This window comes from Arthrobacter sp. HLT1-20 (genome assembly GCF_054510895.1).
This window is the reverse complement of sequence record NZ_JBTNDR010000007.1, coordinates 48,755-68,362: the sequence shown is the minus strand read 5'-3', so window position 1 is coordinate 68,362 and position 19,608 is coordinate 48,755. Positions and strand designations below refer to the sequence as shown.

Sequence of the window (19,608 nt, the reverse complement as noted above, 5' to 3'; positions counted from 1 at the left end):
AGGCCGCCGAATGTGATTAGCCCATCATTTGGATCAATCCGATAGGATTCTAAGGGTGCCTCCCTTTGCGTAGGCCCAGAGTCAGTTTGGACCCGCATTCTGCCTTAGGAATCGGATGAATAAAGGCTATTCATGGCATTGAGCGATCTTTTCACCAGGTCAGGCAACAAGAAGCAGTTCTTCACGGCATCGGCTGCGATTGTGCTTTCGGCAGCAGTGGTGACGGGGGCAGTGGTGTACCCCGGCTTCACCACGGCAGATGTTGACCTCAATGACGGCAGCGTCTGGGTCACCAACCGTGTTGACGGCCTGGTGGGCCACCTCAACGACCAGTCCAAGGTCCTCGACGGCGGCTTCACAGCCACCACCACCAACTTTGATGTGGTCCAGAACGCCGACAACGTCTTCATGAGCGCCGACGGCGGCAACCTCCTGAATCCGGTCAACATCCCCATGATGGCCCTTGCCTCGGAGACAAGTCTTGGCGGCGGCATGGCAGTCTCCCAGGGCACAGGCATGGTTGCCCTGACCGACCCCGGCGCCGGCAAAGTGTGGGCCGTGGCCAACCAGAACGCCCCCAGTTTCAATGACAAGAGCACCGTCCCCATCCTCACGGGCCTGCGCAACCCCGTATCCGTGACGGCCCCCGATGACACCGTTTACACGGTGGACGGCGAGTCGGGTGAGTTGATTTCCACTGTGATGGACGACGCCGGCAAGGTTGCCTCCCAGGAGCGGGCGAAGGTTGAGGGCCTGGCTGGGGCCAAGGACCTTCAAGTCACCGTGGCCGGCGGCAAGGCCGTTGCGTTCTCGCCAGAATCCGGAAAGTTGTTCCTGCCCGGCGGCAAAACGGTGAACATCCCGGACTCTGCCGGGGCGCGCCTGGCCCAGCCCGCGGACCAGGGCAACTTTGTGGCGCTGGAAACCTCCACCGCCTTGTTCACCCAGCCGCTGGACGGCTCGGCCGCGCAAGTCCTGCAACTGGGCAGCACCGGAAAAGCCGTGGCACCGGTGGTGCAGGACGGTTGCGTCCACGCAGCCTGGTCCGGCGCCAACAAGTACGCGCTGTCCTGTGGGGGAGCGGGCGAACTCATTGACATTCCCAAGGCCGGTGGCGCGTCCCTTTTTGTCTTCCGCAAGAACCGTGACGTGGTTGTCCTGAACGATGTCAACACCGGAAACGTTTGGCTGGTCAACCAAAACATGCTCCTGGTCAACAACTGGGATGACCTCAAAACTGATCTGAAGAACGCGGACAACGCGGACAAGGATTCGGCCGACCCCAACGTGGTCAGCACCCTGCCGGACAGGACCAAGCCGAACCGCCCACCCGAGGCGCTGCCGGATGAATTTGGTGTGCGCGCAGGCAAAACCAGCATCCTGCCGGTGCTGTTCAACGACTCAGATCCCGACGGTGACGTGCTCACGGTGGAGGCGCCCGCCGTCGACCCTCCTCTGGGCGCCGTGCAATCCATCTACGGCGGGACCGGGCTGCAGATTAACGTTCCGGCCGAGTCCAAGGGGTCCGGCCAGTTTGGCTACATCGCCAACGACGGCCGCGGCGGTACTTCCCGGGCCAGCGTCAACGTGCGCGTAGTGCCGGCTGGCGAAAACACCCCGCCCAAGGTTTTGCGTGATTCCACCATGGTGGTGGAGCTGGGCCAGACCATGAGCCAAAACGTTCTCACCGACTGGATTGACCCCGACGGGGATGACATTTTCCTCACCGGCGCTGTCTCCGACGACAAGAGCGCCGTCATCAAGACCGGCCCCGACGGGGAACTGAAGTACACCGACGACGGCGAAAAAGACGGCCTGAAGTCCATGACCATCACCGTTTCCGACGGCATGGACAGCAGCGAGAAAAAGGTCAAGGTCAACGTCAAGGCGACCGGCACGGTGCCTCCCGTGGCCAACGCCGACTTCTTCCGCGCCGTGGTGGGCCAGCCCATTGCGCTCTCGCCGCTCAAAAACGATCAGGACCCCTCCGGTGGCACCTTGCGCCTGGCCAGTGTGTCCAAGCCAGCCAATGCCACCGTTTCCAAGATTGCCGACAACGGCACCGTGACCTTCACGGCCAGTGCGCCCGGGCCTGTGTACCTGGACTACCAGGTGACCAACGGCCCCATGAGCGCCACCGGCCTGATCCGCGTCGACGTGGTTCCGGCAGACCAACAAGGGCTGCCCGTGGCCGTGAAGGATCTGGCCATGCTGCCCGCCGGCGGCTCGGTGCTGGTGGACGTGCTGGGCAATGACATGGATCCGGCAGGAGGCGTACTGGTGATTCAAGCGGTAGATGTCCCCGGCGGGGCACCCGTGGCGGCCACCATCATTGAACGAAACGTCATCAAGCTGACGGACGTGCGCGGCCTCAACTCCGCCATGAGCATCAAATACACCATTTCCAACGGCGCGGGCAGTGCCGTGGGGGAGATCGCGGTGATCAGGATCCCGGCGTCGGACAAGCTGCTGCCGCCGCGTGCCGAGGATGATACCGCCGTGGTTCGGGTGGGGGACATTGTCAGCATTCCCGTGCTGGCCAATGACACCGACCCCAACGGTGAGGTGCTCAAGGCGCCCGTTGTGACCGAGGCGGGGGATCCGGCCGCGGGCACGTTGTTCGCCGACCAAAACCAGCTCCGCTACATTGCGGGTCAGACACCCAAGAAGGTTACGGGCGTTTACAAGGTGGCCAACAGCTCTGGGCAATTTGACTCGGCCACGGTGAATATCACCGTTGTGGCCGCCGATCCCGAGCACAACCTGCCACCGGCCCCGAAGAACATCACCGGACGCGTCATTGCGGGGGATCAGGTCAAGATTCCTGTCCCGCTGAACGGCATTGATCCCGAGGGTGATTCCGTGGAACTGGTGGGCATCGACAAGGCGCCCAAGCTGGGCACCGCCGAGACCGGCAACGGCTACATCTACTACACGGCGGGCGGAAGCTCGGCCGGCACCGACACCTTCACCTACCGGGTGCGGGACAGGCTGGGCGCCGAGGCCATGGCCCGCGTTGATGTGGGCGTGGCCCCACCTCTCACCATGAACCACCCGCCGGTCACCGAGGATGACTTCATCACCATGCGTCCGGGCCGCAAAGTGGCGCTGGATGTGGTGCTCAATGATTCAGATCCCGACGGCGGCCAGCTGGGCCTGGTGAAGGACGGGTTTAAGGGCCCCGAGGCCATGGCACCCTCCATCACGCCCAAGGGCAAGGTGGTGCTGACAGCGCCGCTGGAACCGGGCATTGCCACCATGATGTACACCGTGGCGGACAAGTTTGGGGCCAGGGCCACCGGCAACATCCGCATGACAGTCACACCTGACGCCCCGTTGAAGGCTCCCATTGCGCGTGATGACAGGGTGACCGTCAAACAAATGCTGGGCAAGAACACCGTAGACGTGCCCGTGCTGGACAACGATGCCGATCCCGACGGCGTGACGCAGACACTGGCGGTGGCCGTTGAGCAAGCTCCCGGCAAGGCGAATACCAGCGCGTCCGTCACCTCCACCGGTGCCGTGCGCGTGGTTCTGGAAGCCGGGGAGCAGATGGTCCCCTACACCGTCACCGACCAGGACGGGCTGAAAGCAACGGCCGTGATTTGGGTGCCGGGGCTGGACAAGCAGTACCCCGTGCTGAAAAAGACTGACGTGATCCGCGTTGTTGCCGGCCAAACCGCCACCCTGAAGCTGACCGACTACGTGCAGGTTCGTGAAGGCCGCACGGCGCGCCTCACCGAGGCCGCCAAAATCTCCCTGCTGGGCGCCTCCAATGAGAACGTCATCATGGGCGACGGCGAGGGCATCACGTACGCCTCCGACATTAAGTTCTATGGCCCGGGCTCCATCACCTTTGAGGTGACCGACGGCGCCGGACCCGACGATCCAGCGGGCCTGAAATCGACCCTGACAGTCATGACCCTGGTTGATCCGGCCCCGGCCAGTCAGAAGGATAAGAAGGACCCGGAGAAGAAGAACACTCCGCCCACCTTCACCGGGTCCAGCCTGGAGGTGCCGCAGCAGGAGAAGGCCACCTTGGATGTTGGGCCCCTGGCCTTTGATATTGATCCGGGAGACAAGGACAAATTCAAGTACTCCATGGCCGGTGGTGCGCCAGCCGGTTTCACCGTGGACTTCAAGGGCACTGAATTAACGGTTTCCGCCAATGACGGCACCCCGGTGGGGGCCACAGGCACCGTTAGGGTGCAGGTCACCGACGGCAGCAACGAGCCCGTCACGGCCGAGGTGGTCCTGACGGCGACGTCCTCCTCCGAACCCTTGGCGGTGGCCAATGAGGACATCGTGACGGACGCCCACGCCGGCCGTGCCGAGGTTGTCAAGGTCCTGGGCAATGACGTGAACCCGTTCCCGGACACGGCACTGAAAGTGGTGGACACCTCCGTGGAGACGGGGAGTGCAGGAATTATTGTCACCCACGTTGACGACGCCGTCACCGTCAACACCGATCCGGACTACAAGGGAACTGTGGTGGTGCGCTACACCGTTGCGGATAAGACCAAGAACCAGGACAGGTACGTCAACGGACGCATCCGCATCACCGTCAAGGGCAAACCCGATGCTCCCAGCAAGCCACAAATCGTTGAGGAAAAGGATGAAGCCGTGCTGCTGACGTGGGATCCGCCCGCGGACAATGGCGCGCCCATCAGCAAGTACACGGTGGCCTGGGCAGGGGGGACGCAGGACTGCGAAACCAACACCTGCACCATCACTGGCCTGAACAACACCACACAGTACAAGTTCACTGTGACGGCCAGCAATGATGTGGGCACCTCGGCGGCTTCGCCGGCCTCGGTCACGGCAACACCTGACCGCATGCCCGATGCCCCCGCTGCTCCGTCCACCGTTTTTGGTGACAAGCAGGTGGATGTCAGCTGGGTTACCCCCGTGGGCAAATTCTCTGCCGTCACTAAATACAATGTGGAAATCTCGCCGGTGCCCGCAGGCCAGAACGGCCAGAAGACCGGTGTCACGGGTAACACCTTGACCTGGTCGGGACTGGAGAATGGCACGGAGTACCAATTCAGGGTCCAAGCCGTGAACAACGCGCCGAAACCCTCCGAGTGGGGAGCGTACTCGGCCTCAGTGATCCCGGCAGGACTGCCGGGCGTTCCCGCCACACCAACTGTTCAAACGCAGCCCGCCGTGGGTTCCAACAGCCAGGTCAGCGTCAGCTGGGAAGCGTCCTTTGAAAACGGCGACCCCGTCAGTAAATATGATGTTGAACGCTCAGGCGGCGGACAAGGGGCCGTCACACAAACCGTGACGGGCACCAGTGCCACGTTCTCGGTGGGCACCTCCACCCAGGGGTACCAGTACCGTGTCCGTGCCACCAACAAGGCAGGCACCACCGCGTTTGGTGGAGCGTCCGCGCCGCAACGGGCCGTAGGGAAAATTTCTGCAGTTCCGCAAGCGCCCGGCATGACGCTTGAGGGCACCAATGGTGCTGGCGGTCAGGTGCGGGTCACGTACCAGGCTGTTGCCGAGTCACAGCTCAATGGCTACGCCAGCACTGAAGTTGAATACTGCATCACCCTGTCCACGGCTGGTCTGAGCTGCGGGGTACCCTCCGGTGTTACGCTCGCCGCTCCCAACGGGCAAGCCGTCTATGCCAACGTGTTTGTGCGGCCCATCTCCAACACCAATGACAGGGGCCCGTCCTCGGGTCCATCGCCAACAATGGCTCCCTACGGTGTGCCAAATCAGGTGGGCGTCGACGGCAAGACGGCCGGCCAGGGTGACAAGACTGTGCGCTGGAGCTGGAATGTGCCCAACAACAATGGCAGCACCATCACCCGCTTTGAGAGCAGGCTCAATGGCACCGGCTGGGAGAACCGTGGCATGGCCACGAGCTACGAAACCGGGACGGCCAACTACAACGACACTGCCACACTCAATGTGCGGGCCTGCAACGCCGGTGGCTGTGGCGCCGGCTCCGGAGCCGTGCAAGCCAAGGCCGGCTCGGCCCCGCCGCCGCCGGATCCGCCCGTCACCGAAGTTCAGGTAAAGGGAGGCACGTGGCACTCCTGCACCCAGGGGCAGGGTGAGAACAGCAACTACGAAAAAATCAATGGCGACTCCTATTGCGACGGTGTCAGGTCGCCCGGCGGTGACGTTAACCTTGGCGGCAAATGGCTGGATACGGCCGACGGCTGGGTACAGGTCACCGGCTGCCGCAGCGGCTGGTACGTCATGTCCAATGGCCCGCACCCGGGCCGCTGGGTCCGCAATGACACAGTGGACGTGCGCGACCGCAATGGCGGCGGCCTCCGCTGCTAGCAGTAACCGCGGGCAATGGGGAGTTGGGCCTTGGCGGGCACAACTCCCCATTGCTGCGTGTGCCGCCGTCGGCAACACTGACAATGGCGCACTAGTCCTTCCGTACCACGTCCGTTCCGCCTTCCGCACCACCGTTTCATCAGGTTTCATCCGGCTGACTCCAACAAATCGGCCGAGCTAAGGGTTTGTCATGGCTTCAAAAATCTTTGCCCGCAAGAGGTTCTTCTCCGTCTCCGCCGCGGCCGCCGTTACGGCAGCCGTGGTGACCGGGGCGTTGATTTACCCCGGCTTCAGCACCGCCGACGTTGACCTCAACGACGGCGGCGTGTGGGTGACAAACCGCAGCATCAACATGGCGGGCCACCTCAACGTCCCCTCCGAGGTTTTGGATGGCGGCTTCACGGCCACCTCCCAGGGCTTCAACGTGCTCCAGGATGCCGGGACAGTGTTCATGGACAACGACTCCGGCACTCTGTTGAACCAGGTGGACGTACCTGCCATGACCCTGACCCAGGACACCGCCCTGGGCGGCGGCAAAGCAGTGTCGCTGGGCAGTGCCATCACAGTCATCACCGACGCGGCGGCCGGCAAGGTGTGGGCCGTGCCCACCGCAGCGGCGGCCTCGTTTGATGAGAAGACCAGCAAGCCCATCCTGACGAAAATCACCAACGCCAAGGCCGCCGTCGCCCTCTCCACCCGCGACGGCGTGAGCGACGTCTTTGTGCTGGACCCCGGTAAGGCGCAACTCACCCACGCCAGAATTTCTGCCGATGGCAAGGTGGTGGACGCCGCCGAGACCGCCATGGACGGCGTGCCGGATTCGGCCAAGCTGATGATGAGCATGGTGGGTGAGAAGCCAGTGGTGTTTGACCCTGACACCGGCACAGTGTTCCTGCCCGGCAACAAGCGCGTTGTGCTGGAAAATGCCAAGGGCGCCCGCCTGCAACAACGCAGTGCGGAGTCGGATTTTGTGGCCCTGGAAACCGGCAATGCCCTGGTGCTCCAGCCACTCAAGGGCGGCGCAGCAAGCAGTGTTGATGCAGGAGCCCTGGGCCGGCCGGTGACCCCGGTGCAGCAGGGTGGCTGCGTCCACGCCGCCTGGAACGGCTCCAACAAGTACCTTTTCCACTGCCCCGGCGGTGACGCCAAGCCCATCAGCGTGCCCAAGGTTACGGCGGCCTCGGATCTCGTGTTCCGGCAGAACCGGGACGTTGTGGTGCTCAATGACATGGCCGGCGGGGACGTGTGGCTGGTCAACCAGAACATGATGCTGGTCAACAACTGGGATGACCTCACGGTGGACCAAAAGAACGCCGAAAATGCTGACAAGGACTCCTCGGACCCCAATGTGGTCAACACGCTCCCTGACAGGACGAAACCCAACCGGCCGCCGCTGGCCGAGCCAGACCAGTTTGGGGTCAGGGCGGGCAGCACCACGCTGTTGCCGGTGCTGTACAACGATTCCGATCCCGATGGTGACGTGCTGACGGTGCGGGATAGTGCCACCTCCATCAAGGCCGGCACCCTGCAAACCGTCTACGGCGGCACGGGCCTGCAGCTGGTGGTGCCCGAGGGTGCCCCTGCTGGGACTGAATCCTTTGGCTACACCAACGACGACGGCCGTGGCGGTACTGCCAAGGGCGCCGTGAGTGTGCGTGTGGTGCCGGAAGCCGAGAACTCCCCGGCCGCTTCGCTGCGCCCCACCACCATGGTGGTGGCACAGGGCCAAGCCATCAGCCAGAACGTGCTGGCTGACATGATCGACCCCGACGGCGACAGCATCTTCCTGGTGGGCGCCACCTCCCAGGAGGAAACCGGGCAGGTCAAGTTCACCCCGGACGGTGAATTGAGCTACACCGACGACGGCTCCTCCAACGGTTTGCGCACAGTGGTCATTGAGGTCTCCGATACCCGCTCCATTGTGGAAAAGAAGATCCAAATCAGTGTGAAGCCCGCCGGGGGAGTGCCGCCCGTGGCCAACGCCGACTACGTCCGCGTCGTGGCGGGCCAAAAAGCCATTGTGGCACCGCTGAAGAACGACCAGGACCCGCTGGGCGGGGAACTGCGCCTGGCCAGCGTGGACAAGCCCGCCACGGGCAGTGTTTCCGCCATTGCGGACAACGGCACCATCACCTTCAGCTCCGACACCCTGGGTGCCAGCTATTTGACGTACCAGGTGACCAATGGCCCGCAAAGCGCCACGGGGCTGATCCGCATCGACGTGGTCCCGGCACAGGCCGAGCTGGCACCCATTGCCGTCAAGGACATGGCACTGCTGCCTGTGGGCGGAACCACGCTGGTGGATGTGCTGGGCAATGACACCGACCCCGCCGGCGGCGTGCTGGTGGTCCGCGGCGTTGACGTGCCCGAAGACGCTGGCGTCTCGGTGACAGTGCTGGAACACAACGTTGTCAAAATGACCGATGTGCGCGATCCCGGCTTCCCCGTCACCATTCACTACTCGGTCTCCAACGGCCAGGGCACCTCCGTGGGTGCTGTTTCAGTGGTGCGCATCCCGTCCGCAACAACCCTGCAGCCACCCGTGGCGCGCCCCGACGTGGTGGATGTCCGGGTGGGCGATGTGGTCCGCATCCCCGTGCTGGCCAACGACTTTGACCCCAATGGCGACACCCTCAAGCACCCGGAAATCGTGGAAAGCCCGGACGCGGGGGCTGGCAAGCTGTGGGTTGACCAAAACGCGCTGCGCTTCCTGGCAGCGGACACCCCCGGTTCCGTGACTGCCATTTACAAGGTCACCAATGATTCCGGCCAGGTGGACTCGGCCGCGGTGACCATCAACATCATTGCCCAGGACCCCGAACGCAATCTGCCCCCGGCGCCGAAAAATGTTGAGGGCCGGGTCATCGCCGGCGGCCAGACTAAGATTCACATCCCGCTGGACGGCATTGACCCCGACGGCGATTCGGTGCGGTTGGCTGGGATCGACATCCCGCCGTCGTTGGGCACGGCTGTGGCGGGCAATGGTTTCATTCTCTACACGGCGGCGGGCAACGCGGCCGGCACCGACACCTTTAGTTACAAGGTCAAGGACCGTCAGGGCGCGCAGGCCACCGGCACCGTTGAGGTGGGCATTGCGCCGGAGGATTCCAGCAACCGCCCGCCCAAGGCTGCCGATGATTTCATCACCCTGCGCCCGGGCCGCCAGGTGGCCCTGGACGTGGCCCTCAATGACAGCGACCCGGACGGCGACAAGCTCTTTGTCCTCAAGGACGGTTTCAGCGGGCCGGGGGAGATGAAGCCCTCGGTCACTGAGCTGGGACGCGTGCTGCTGAGCAGCCCTGCGGCGACGGGCATCGCCACCATGGGCTACAAGGTGGGTGATCCGGCCGGCGCCACAGCCACCGCCAACATCCGCATGACGGTAACCCCGGATGCGCCGCTGCGCGCCCCCATTGCCCGCGATGACGAGGTCACGGTGCAGGAGGCCCTGGGTAAAAACACCGTGAACGTCCCGGTACTCAAGAACGACGAGGACCCGGACGGGGTGGCCGAGAATCTTACCGTGAGCCTCACGCTGCCCAACCCGAACGCCTCGGTGAACGCCGACGGCACACTGCGCATTGCCCTCACGGCAGTGCCCCAAATGGTGCCGTACACTGTCACCGACCAGGACAAGCTGGCCTCAACAGCCATTGTCTGGGTGCCCGGCCTTGATGCCCAGTACCCTGTGCTGGCCAGCAATGACGTCATTGAGGTCAAGGCCGGGGAGACGGCCGTTGCCAATCTGCGCGACTACGTCAAAGTCCGCCCCGGCCGCACGCCGCGGATCACCCAGGTGGACAAGATCAAGATGCTTGGCGCCGGTGGTGCCAATCTGGTCACCCCGGACGGCGCAGGGCTGCGCTATGCATCGAACCTTGACTTCTACGGTCCCGGATCCATCACCTTTGAGGTCACCGACGGCACCGGACCGGATGACCCGCAGGGGCTGAAATCGACGCTGACCATCATGACGGAGGTGGCCCCCGCCCCGGCGAAGAACTTGGCGCCGAAGCTCCAGGGCAGTTCCCTGGAGGTGGCCCAGCTGGAATCCGGCACAGCCAATCTAAATCTGCTGGCCAGCGATCCGGAGAAGGATCCGCTGACGTTTGCCGTGGCCGGAGACAAGCCGGCCGGGCTGAAGATGAAGCTCGACGCCGGCATTCTCACGGTTGAGGCGGGCAAGGACGCGGCCCTGGGCTCCACTCAGACGGTGGGCATTTCCGTGACTGACGGACATAACCCGCCCGTCACGGCTGCCGTGAGCGTCAAGGTCATCTCCTCCACCCAGCCCAAGGCTGTGGCCAATGACGATTCCGTCCCGGATGCCCATGCCGGGCGCCTGGAAACGGTTCCCGTCCTGGCCAATGACGTGAACCCGTTCCCGGACTCTGCATTGAAAATTGTTGACGTGAAAATGACCACCGGAGTTGTGGGCACCCAGGTTGCCGTGGCGGGGGACAACATCACTGTCCGGGCTCCTGAGGACTTCACCGGCAATGTGGTTGTCAGCTACACGGTGGCCGACAAAACGGGTGACAACGCCCGGCGCGTGGTGGGTCGGGCCACCCTCAATGTTAAGGGCAAGCCTGCCGTGCCGTCCGTGCCGCTGGTGCAGGAGGTCAAGAGCAAGACTGTGCTCTTGAAGTGGAACACGCCCGTTGACAACGGCTCGCCCCTGACCGGCTACACAGTTAAAAGGAGCGACGGCGTCACTCAGGAATGTGCCAGCAACACCTGCTCGATCACAGGCCTGAGCAACGCCAAGCCGTACACCTTCACCGTGAGCGCCAAGAACGCCGTGGGGGAGTCTGCCTTCTCAAAGGCGTCGGCATCCGCCACACCCGATACGCAGCCGGACAAACCTGCCGCTCCCGCCGTCGTGCGTGGAGATACGCAGCTGGACGTCAGCTGGGTGACACCCGTGGGCGAATACTCGGCCGTGAAATCGTTCAACGTTGAGATCTCCCCGGTTCCCGCCGGCCAGAACCCGCAGCGGCCTGCCACGGGCAACAAGCTCACCTGGCCCGGGCTGGTGAACGGCACCGAGTACACCTTCCGGGTGCAGGCTGTGAACAGTGCGCCCAAGCCCTCCGACTGGAGTGAGTACGCAGCCAAGGCCGTGAAACCGGCGGGCAAGCCGTTCACCCCGGCCGCCCCCACCACAACCCTGGTTGACACTGTGGGAAGCCAGAACCAGGTGCGGGTGGACTGGAACGAACCCAGCCTCAACGGTGGCGAGTTGAAGAACTACACGCTGACCACGTATTTAGATGGTGCCGCGCAGAATGCTGTGAGCACCACAGCAGCAACAGCCACCGTCAGCCTCCCCAACGGCTCCGGCAACTACACCTTCCGTGTGGTGGTTGCCACCGAGGTTTCCTCCTCGGATCCCAGCGACCCCTCGGCAGGGCGGAGATCCGTGAGCAGGCCCGGAACGGTTGCGGCACCGAGCATTGCTCCGGCCAACACGGGCGCAGCCGGCGGAAGTGTGCGAGTCAATTTCACACCCCTGAGCGGTGCTGCCCTGGGCGGTTCCACATCCGGGGAGATGAGCTACTTCGCCAATGTCTCCCCGGGCGGGTCCAATATTCCGGTGGTGCAAGGGGGGACCGTGCCGGCCAGCAATGGTGCCGGAACCACGGTGACAATCTATGCCAGATCCAGCGCCTTCGCTACGGCCGGCAATGCCTCGGCACCTTCGAACAGCGTGGTGCCCTACGGTAACCCGGGGACGGCCGGACTTAGCGGGAGCAACGGCGGGCAAGACAGCCAAAACGTGTCCTACTCGTGGAGTTTCCCCGGCGGGGCAACGGACACCGCCAGTGTCCAAGTCCAGGTGGATGGCGGCGCATGGTCCGCCAAGGGCGGCAATGGCAGCGCAACCTACAACACAGGAGCATTCGGCAAGACGGTGACCATCCACGCCCGGACCGTCAACTCCGTGGGAACGTTTGGCCCAGTGCAGACGGTGACGCCCAGAAGCGGTGCCCAGACGCCGCCCAAGCCCACGAGCTGGACAGTCTCGGCATCGCCTGTTCGGAGCTGCCTGGAATCCACTACGGGAAGCGACCACTACACAGACGGCAGCCCGCCCTCGTGTGACTCTCAGTGGCTGCCAGCCAATACGCCGGTTGAAGTCAATTGCTGGAAGTACTGGACCGGTGCCACGAGCGGCAACCAGTGGTACCACATCACCACCGGTGGCTACGGCACTTACAGCTACTTGTCGGTTCGCTCGACGAACATGGAGTCGATCCCGTCCGGCATGCCCCGTTGTTAGGGAGCGCGAAATCAAATCAAATATTTGTTCACGAATATATTGTGCAACTAGTACAGGGAGACTAAAATGGTGGTATGGGCGGTTCACGGAACTTCCCGGAGAGCCGGGATGATTCATCCACCACAGCAAGTGTGGCGGACCTTGTTGCCGGGCTTGCCCTTCCCTCCATTGAACCTCTCAGCACTGACATGGCCGCGCTGCTCCAGTTGCCCAAGCTTCCGTCGTTGAGTGCTGAACCGAGCCAACAGTGCCAGCTGTTTGTTGTGCGGGACATCATGAATGACTGCGTTGAGATTGCGGCCGCATTGACAGCCCTGAGCAACCGCACCGCCGCCGCCCTTGCTGCCGTGTTGGAACGCTTCGGCAGCGCCGCAGCCATGGAGCGGGGCATATTGGGACTGGATACGTGGCAGAACGGGATGTCCGTTGCCGGTGACACTGCCGACCTTGCCTCTGTGCTGGGAGTCACGGCCACGGCTGCCGCCTGTCAGGTTGAGCATTCGGCCGTTGTGGTCCGTTCGTTGCCCGCAACCATGGCGCAATTGGAAAGCGGTGGGCTCGCGTGGTCGCGTGGGGTGGTCGTTGCCGATGAAACTTCCCTGCTGCGCGAATGCGGTATCCCGGCCGCCACCATTGATGACTTTGAGAGCCTGCTGCTGGAGAAGGCTCGGGATTGTTCCTTGAACAGTTTCAAGGGCAAGGCCCGCAGGCTCCGAGAGCGGCTGCACCCCGAGTCCGTCGGCACCCGCACCCGTCAGGCGTTTGAGAAGCGCAGCCTGCGCGTCAGCCGCGCCCACGACGGAATGTCGTGGCTGAGTCTTTACGCCCCTGCGCCCACGGTGGAGGGGATCTGGGACCAATGCACCCTCACAGCCCAGGGGGTCCAGGGCCCGCACGAATCCCGCACCCTGACTCAACTCCGTGCTGACGTTGCGGCAGCCCTGTTGTTGAACCAGGCACTTGCGGACAATCAGCTGTTCGCGCCGCTGCCACCCACCCGCGGAACGGCCACGGCAGACGCCAACTACGACCTCCTTGATCCCGTTGTCGAAGGCACGGCCCCGAGGTTCCCGGTATTCAGTGCCGGCACGCCATTCCCAGACCCGGACCCGTTTCCATTCCCAGACCCGGGCACCGGCCTCTACCGAATACCTGAACACCTGGTGCCCGTCTTTGATGATCCCGACTACCAAAACCCCGGATTCAGGGACCCGGACATTCGCAATAACCCGGACTGGTGCCCCAGTGCCGCGCCGCCCACACTGAAGCCGGTGCCCGCCGTTGCCGGCGCAGTGCTTGCAGCCGGGCCGGAAAGTGCAGCCGGGCCGCCACCGCATGTGCTGGGGCAACCGCCCATGCCGCAGGCCATGGTGCTGGTCACCGTTCCGGCGTTGTCCCTGTTGGGGCTGACAAATGCCCCGGCCGTTCTGGAAGGGTATGGGCCCATCAGCATCGACGTCGCGAAGCGGCTGTTGGCTGGCTCCACCAGCTTTTACCGGGTGTTGACCGATCCCATCACCAACCAGCCACTGGATTTGTGCCCGGATACCTACCGGGTGGGCAAGGCGATGCGGCTCATGCTTCGGGGTTGTGACGAGTACTGCCAATTCCCTGGCTGCACCAACAAGGCATCCCTGTCAGAGCTGGACCACCTTGTCCCTTGGGAGAGCGGCGGCAAGAGCGTTGCGGGCAACCTCGATATTTTGTGCAAAATGCACCACCAGCTCAAACACTTTAAGGACAACAGGACCCGCAGCGGCCAGGCACGCAGTGATCAGGGTGCCCAGCGGCAAGGGGTCAAACTCCGGGGCTGGACACCACATATGACGGACAGCGGCCGCCCCGGCTGGACCTCACCCTCGGGTCGCTATCACCCGCCGGAGAGCCTAGAAGACCAGCTGCCTGGCTATCCAAAATGGCTCAAAAAGCTCATTGATGAGGACTTTCGGGCCGCTGTCCCGCTAGGGGAGGAGACGAACAGTGGCGAGTTCGGCTGCATGGACCAAGCTGCTGACGGAACAGGCCTACCTCTTCCCGAGCCGCCGCCAGGGACCTTTCCAGACGATGCGGACGTCGCAGAATGGCTCGTGCAGCAGGCGATCCTCGAGTACCTTGCCAGCCCGCACGACGATTGAGGCACCCCAAATAGTGAGTAAAACCAATTAATGGATAAACTATTGGAGGTTTCCTGCAGGCACTGCAGGGATCAACAAGATTGAAAGAGGATGAACTATGTCCATGACGCCGGAACAGGCCACGTGGTTTGCAGGAACGTTTGAAAAGCTGGTCGCCAATGTTGGCCAGGCCATCCTGGGCAAGTCGCACGTTGTTAGTTTGACCCTGGCCGCCATGCTCGCCGAGGGCCACGTCCTGTTCGAGGATGCTCCCGGGACGGGCAAGACCATGCTGGCCCGTGCCATTTCGGCAACCGTCAAGGGCACCAACTCGCGCATCCAATTCACCCCCGACCTGCTGCCTTCGGACGTCACGGGTGTGATGATCTATGACCAGAAGACACAGGTTTTCGACTTCCACAAGGGACCCATCTTCGCCACTATTGTGCTGGCAGATGAGATCAACCGTGCCTCACCCAAGACTCAGTCGGCGCTGCTGGAGGTCATGGAAGAATCCCGCGTGACCATGGACGGCACCACCTACGAGACGGGCCGTCCGTTCATGGTGCTGGCCACGCAGAACCCCATTGAGCAGGCGGGCACCTACCGGCTGCCCGAGGCCCAGCTTGACCGCTTCCTCGTCAAGACCTCCATTGGCTACCCGGACCACGCTTCCACTGTGCAGCTGCTCTCCGGCTCCGGCCAGCGGGACAGGACCTCAACGTTGCAGGCCATCATCACCCCCACCGCCGTAGCCGAAATGGCTGATCTTGCCTCCACCACCCACGCCGATGCTGCTGTGCTGGAATACATTTCACGCCTGTGTGAGGAGACACGCAACGCGCCGGAAACCCGGTTGGGAGTCTCTGTTCGTGGCGCCATTGCCATGGTCCGCATTGCTAAGGTGTGGGCTGCCGCTAAGGGCCGCAACTACGTTTTGCCCGACGATATCAAGGAACTTGCCCCTTATGTGTGGACGCACCGTTTTGTCATGGATCCGGAAGCGGAATTTGCCGGCGCCACCCCGGAAGTAGTCCTGAGCCGGGTGCTGGCCGAAGTTGCCGCACCGCAGCAGCGCGCCTCGGTCTAACGCCCGCAGGATCCAGCTTCACGGCACGTCCAGCAACAGCACACACAGCCAAAGGTCAATCATGAGCATCAAGTCCAGCGCTTTGAAGGTGGGGGAGTTCCTTTCCCGTCCCTTCCACAGCGACGGCACCCCAACACGTCTGCATCCGGCGTCGTTGACGCGTGAGGCGTCCAAGGTTGCCGGCATCTACTTAGCCCCTGCATGGTCCAAGACCACTGCGTGGCTCAAACGCTACCTTGGTCCTGTGCTGGCAACCATCAGCACCCTGGGTTTTGTGGTGCTGGGAACAACTGTGCTGTTGTGGATCCTTGGGGCAAGCTACGGCTGGCAGGAAGCCAAGGTGGCTGCCCTGTTGGCCACCGTGCTGCTGTTAATTGCCATAGCCTTTGTGCTGGGCAAGTCCATGTACGCCGTCAAGCTTGATTTGGCCCGCACGCGCGTTGCTGTGGGCGAGAACGCTGTGGGCAGCATTGCCGTGGAAAACACCTCACCGCGCACGGTGCTGCCGGCAGCCCTGGAAATGCCGGTGGGCCTCGCCACGGCACTGTTCCATTTGCCCACCATGAAGCCGGGGGAGATCCACGAGGACCTCTTCACCATCCCCACCACCCGCCGCGCAGTCATCACGGTTGGCCCGGTCCGCTCGGTGCGTGCCGATCCGCTGCACCTGCTGCGCCGGCAAGTCCTCTGGACCGATCCCACCGACTTGTTTGTGCACCCGCGCACCACCTCCCTGGACGGGCCGGCCGCTGGGTTCCTGAAGGACCTGGAGGGCCTGACCACCAAGGACCTCTCCAATTCAGACATTGCCTTCCACGCCCTGCGTGACTATGTGCCGGGCGACGATCGCCGGCACATCCACTGGAAAACCACTGCCCGCACGGGCAAGTTGATGGTGCGCCAGTTTGAGGAAACCCGCCGCTCCCACATGGCCGTGGCCTTGTCGGTGAACACGGACGAATACGAGAACGACGACGATTTCGAGTTAGCCATTTCGGCGGCAGCCTCGCTGGGCCGCCAGGCCATCAAGGAACACCGTGAACTCAGCGTCATCACCCAGCGCGGCCCCATCCGCTGTGAAACGGGCAAGAACCTGCTCGACGATATGACCAGATTGCTGGGCTACAACCGCCGAGGCACCTCGGTGGACCTGGCCCGAACACTCACGGATGCCGTTCCCAACGCCTCCGTGGTGTTCTTTGTGGTGGGTTCCAAGGTGACACCGGCGCAATTGCGCAGCGCAGCGGCCTCCGTGCCGCCGGGTGTTCGCGCCTTCGCCGTGCGCTGCTTTAGCGGAGCGCAATCCGCCCGCGCCAACATTGCCGATCTCACGGTCCTGACCCTGGGCGACCTGGGCGATCTGGCCATGGTCCTGCGAAAGGCCATCGCATGAGTGCGCGCAGAAGCGCTGCAGTGCAGCTGCAACGCAAAGCCTCACCCTTCTTTGGCGGGCGGCTGTGGTGGCATTTTCTGATCGACGGCGCCGTGCTGGCCGTCCTGCTGGGCCTTGGCGTGTTGGGCTTTGGCCCCACCTTTGGCCACGACCCCCACTATCTGCTGGCAGGCTTCGGCGCCATTGCCCTGGGCTTAGCCGTGGCGGCCATGGGAGCACACTGGCGCCTGGGCCTGGTCACCATGGTGGGCCTGGCATTCGCGGTTTACCTGATCTTCGGCAGCGCCCTGGCCGCACCGGGCGAGGCCATTTTGGGTTTCCTTCCCAGCCTGGCCTCCCTGCGCGGGCTCCTGCTGGGCATCATGCTGTCGTGGAAGCAATTGCTGACCCTGGCCCCGCCCGTGGGCGTCAGCGTTGAGGTCATGGTGGTCCCCTATCTCTCCGCCTTCGTAGCTGCTGTGGTTGCTGGCACCCTCGCGTGGCGGCTGCGCAGCGCCTACTGGGCCCTGATCCCTGTCATTGCCTTGTTCATCACGGCCATCCTCTTCGGCACAGCCCAGGTGTTCCTCCCCGTGCTGCGCGGTTCCCTGCTGAGCATCGCCGCGATCGCCTGGCTGGCCTACAGGCACGAAATGCGTCGACGCGAAACTGCCGGCAGCATCTCCGCCAATCGGCAGGTCCACGACGCGGCCGGGGCGCGCACCTCACTGCTGCGCCGGATCGGCCTCGCCGCGGGAGTCATTCTGGTGGCCAGCGCCGTCACCATGGCCGCGGCGCCCGCACTGACCAGCAGCGCCAGCCGTGAGGTGTTGCGTGACACGGTCATTCCGCCGCCGGACCTGCACGACCTCCCTTCTCCGCTGACCAAATTCCGTGACTACGTCAAGAATGAAAAGGAAACGGCCCTCTTTGACGTAGCAGGCCTGCCCAAGAACGGCCGGGTCCGTGTTGCCGCCATGGACAACTACAACGGCGTGGTGTTCAACGTGGACCCCAACAGTTCTGCATCCTTCGCCCCCATCGGCGATCCCTCGGCACTGGCCAGCACAGGCGAGGGTGAGGGGTCCGGCGTCGACCTGGTCATTGACGGGTACCAGGGTGTCTGGATTCCCAGCATCTCGGTGGCGCACAGCCTGCGCTACCAAAGCGCCGTGGGCCCAACCCCCACGCTCTACCTGAACAAGGGGTCCGGCTCCGCACTGAACCTTGACGGTGTTACCAAGGGCGATTCCTACACCATGGACGTGGCGTTCCCCAGCGTTGACGGCAACAAGCTGGCGGGCTCGGACTTTGGCTCGGTGCGCCTGCCCAAGCTGGAAAACGTTCCCGCAGTGGTGGGCACCAAGGCCAACGACATTGTGGGCGAGGCAGACACGCCCCTGAAGAAGGTCCAGGCCCTGGAAGGCGCCCTGCAGCGCGAAGGTAAGTTCAGCAACGGCCTGGAGGGGCAGACCCCCTCCAATTCCGGCCACAGCGCTGCACGCATCACCAAGCTGCTCAGCGGCAAGGAGATGGTGGGCGACGACGAACAGTACGCCACCGCCATGGTGCTCATGGCCCGCCACTTGGGCATCCCTGCGCGCGTTGTCATGGGCTTTTACCTTGACGAAAAAGACCCCAACAACGGCGCGCCCAAGGTGCAGCTGAAGGGGGCGGACGTGCACGCGTGGGTTGAGGTGAATTTTGCTGGCCTGGGTTGGGTGCCGTTCAATCCGACGCCGGACAAGGACCATGTGCCCAACCCGCCGGAACCACAAAACGCCTCCAAGCCCAAGCCGCAGGTGCTCCAGCCGCCGCCCCCGCCACAGGAACCGGCCGATCTTCCCCCGGACAGCGCCCCGGACGCCCTGGACACCGACGGCAAGAAGAACAATCAGGCTGGCATCCTTGGCCAGATCCTAATGATCATTGGTGTGGCTGCCATCCCGTTGCTCATCATTGCGCTGCCGCTGGTGCTGATTGTTGCGTTGAAGGGCCGGCGCCGCAAGAAGCGCCAGACCGTTGGACAGCCCACCGACAGGGTCAGCGGGGGCTGGTCCGAGGTCATGAGCCTGGCCACCGATCTTGGCGCCGGAATGGAGCCCAACGGGACCCGCCGCGAGAGCGCCGGCTTGCTCTACGAGGCCTTCCCCGCCAGCTCGGCAACCACGGCGTTGCTGGCGGAGCGGGCCGACGCCGCCATCTTCGGCCCGGGCCAACCCAGCGAAGACGACGTCGCCGTGTACTGGCAAAATGTGGAGCATACGGTCAAGGACATGAGCGGGTCTGTAGGATTCTGGAAGCGGCAGCGGGCACGATTCTCACCGAGGTCGCTGCTGGCCGACGCCAAGGCCAGGGCCGGACGCAAGGGGCTCTCGCCCCGTCCGGCACGAGGCTCCTCGTTGTTGTCGCTATTCTCGCTGTTCAAGAAGTCGTAAGAAGGGTACCA

Annotated in this window: 6 protein-coding genes; all 6 read left to right on the top strand. The window is 63.6% G+C overall.

Features of this window, described 5'->3' with window-relative positions:
• The first annotated feature begins 132 nt into the window (after positions 1 to 132).
• The 6 genes from ACX80Q_RS06000 to ACX80Q_RS05975 all read left to right on the top strand — a co-directional run bounded on the left by ACX80Q_RS06000 (position 133) and on the right by ACX80Q_RS05975 (position 19,597).
• The gene (locus tag ACX80Q_RS06000) at positions 133 to 6,300 is read left to right on the top strand and encodes an Ig-like domain-containing protein (RefSeq protein ID WP_459329615.1); all 6,168 of its coding nucleotides are present in this window, start codon (positions 133 to 135) and stop codon (positions 6,298 to 6,300) included.
• A 190-nt stretch (positions 6,301 to 6,490) separates the two neighbouring features.
• The gene (locus tag ACX80Q_RS05995; protein WP_459329614.1) at positions 6,491 to 12,583 is read left to right on the top strand and encodes an Ig-like domain-containing protein; all 6,093 of its coding nucleotides are present in this window, start codon (positions 6,491 to 6,493) and stop codon (positions 12,581 to 12,583) included.
• 74 nt (positions 12,584 to 12,657) lie between these two features.
• Positions 12,658 to 14,718 (top strand): HNH endonuclease signature motif containing protein, encoded by a 2,061-nt coding sequence (locus ACX80Q_RS05990; RefSeq protein WP_459329613.1) that lies wholly within the window; start codon positions 12,658 to 12,660, stop codon positions 14,716 to 14,718.
• A gap of 97 nt (positions 14,719 to 14,815) precedes the next feature.
• Entirely contained in the window at positions 14,816 to 15,787 is a 972-nt protein-coding gene (locus ACX80Q_RS05985) for an AAA family ATPase (RefSeq protein WP_459329612.1), read from the top strand.
• Positions 15,788 to 15,848: 61 nt separating this feature from the next.
• Entirely contained in the window at positions 15,849 to 17,180 is a 1,332-nt protein-coding gene (locus ACX80Q_RS05980; RefSeq protein ID WP_459329611.1) for a DUF58 domain-containing protein, read from the top strand.
• On the top strand, positions 17,177 to 19,597 hold the full coding sequence (locus ACX80Q_RS05975; protein WP_459329610.1) for a transglutaminase-like domain-containing protein: 2,421 nt from the start codon (positions 17,177 to 17,179) through the stop codon (positions 19,595 to 19,597). The genes ACX80Q_RS05980 and ACX80Q_RS05975 overlap by 4 nt, the downstream gene beginning before the upstream one ends.
• The last annotated feature ends 11 nt before the right edge of the window (positions 19,598 to 19,608 follow it).